This is a genomic window from Xanthobacter autotrophicus ATCC 700552 (assembly GCF_043194565.1).
In the GTDB taxonomy this organism is placed as follows: Bacteria; Pseudomonadota; Alphaproteobacteria; order Rhizobiales; family Xanthobacteraceae; genus Xanthobacter; species Xanthobacter autotrophicus_F.
In genome coordinates, this window is the sequence record NZ_JBAFVS010000064.1 from 1 (window position 1) to 1,411 (window position 1,411).

Consider the following 1,411-nt stretch of genomic DNA (forward strand, 5'->3'; position numbering starts at 1 on the left):
CTCGCGGTTCTCAGCCACCCATTTCGTCGTGCCGCCGTCGAGGATGGCCACCTTGTCGTGGCCATAATATTTGAGCTGCCAATAGACGTAGGCGGCATAACCCGCATCGTCCGGTCCCCGCCCGCGGTGGGTGAGCACGAGCGGCGTATCGTCGTTCACCCCGGCCGATCGCATGAGCGCCGAGAACGCCTCGGGCGGGAGGTTCATGTCGGCGATGTCCACGCCGCGTTCGGTGGTGGTGCCGCGAGCCTTGCGGAAGTCGAGAGGCACCGCGCCGATGAGGTGGCCGCCTTCCTTGTAGCTGGTATCGTCATTGCGCACGTCGAGGACGAGGACCTCGTCCTGGTGGGCTGCGAGCCATTCGCTCGACACCAGCGGGCCGGGAAGGTCCAGGGCGGCTGCCGGCGTCGCCGGCACGGCCGCGAGGAGCCCCAGGGCAAGCACGCCCGATAGCATTTTGAACATTGGCGTTTCTCCCATTTTGTTTGGTTTGGACTTCGGGGGATGGCGTAGCGTCAGCCCGCCGCGACCGGCAGTCCCGCGGCGCGCCATTCCGGCATGCCGTCTTCCATGCGGCGGGCCGAGAAGCCTTTGGCGCGCAGGCGCGCGACCGCCTCCACGGCGAGCAGGCAATAGGCGCCGCGGCAATAAGCGACGATCTCCGTCGCTGGATCGAACTCGGCGAGGCGGGCATCGAGCTCCTCGAGCGGGACGCTGACGGCGCCGGGCACGTGGCCGAGGTCGAACTCCTCGCGAGGCCGCACGTCGATCACCGTGACGAGGCCCGCCTGCGCGCGATCCACAAGGTCGGTGCGGCCGATGGGCTCAAGCCCGTCCCGCCCGTCGAAATAACGCGCAAGCAGAGCGCCGACCGTCGCGATGTTGCGTTCCGCAGTCTGCCGCAGCACCGACATGAGCTGGACGACCCCGTCGTCCACCAGGCGGTAGAGGACGAACTTGCCGTCGCGGCGGGCATCCAACAGGCCCGCGCGACGCAGCTGCTGCAAGTGCTGGGAGGCATTGGCCATGGAGAGCCCGGTCAGCCGGGCCAGCGCCTCCACGCTACGCTCGCCCTGGGCGAGGTGCTCCAGCAACTCCACGCGGTGCTCGTGGCCGAGGGCGCGCGCCACCGCGGCCAGCTCGGCGAACAAGGCGCGTTTGGGATCCGTTGACTTGCACATGATGGTAACGATACATCATTCAAGCGATAATTTGAACGTATGATTATCCTGGCCATGCCGCAAGGGCATCGTGGGGAACCGACGGAGTCGGACATGCACGCGCTGTTCATTCTCAACGATCCGCCCTACGGCACGGAGCGCGTCTATAACGGCCTGCGGCTCGCCGCCGGCATTCAAAAGCAGGATGCGGGAAACCGGGTCACCGTGTTCCTCATGGCGGATGCCGTCGT

General features: G+C 66.8%; 3 protein-coding genes. 1 reads left to right on the forward strand and 2 read right to left on the reverse strand.

The annotated features are described in order from the left end of the window. Together V5F48_RS24895 and V5F48_RS24900 are read right to left on the reverse strand one after the other, a co-directional pair. Positions 1 to 465: rhodanese-like domain-containing protein (locus V5F48_RS24895; protein WP_394260634.1), on the reverse strand; the 465-nt coding region annotated here is incomplete at its 3' end. Positions 466 to 515: 50 nt separating this feature from the next. Continuing rightward, complete coding sequence (locus V5F48_RS24900; protein ID WP_394260635.1) at positions 516 to 1,181, reverse strand: ArsR/SmtB family transcription factor; 666 nt, start codon at positions 1,179 to 1,181, stop codon at positions 516 to 518. A 93-nt stretch (positions 1,182 to 1,274) separates the two neighbouring features. Between V5F48_RS24900 and V5F48_RS24905 the strand changes: the two genes are divergently transcribed. Beyond that, positions 1,275 to 1,411: DsrE family protein (locus tag V5F48_RS24905; RefSeq protein WP_394260636.1), on the forward strand; the 137-nt coding region annotated here is incomplete at its 3' end.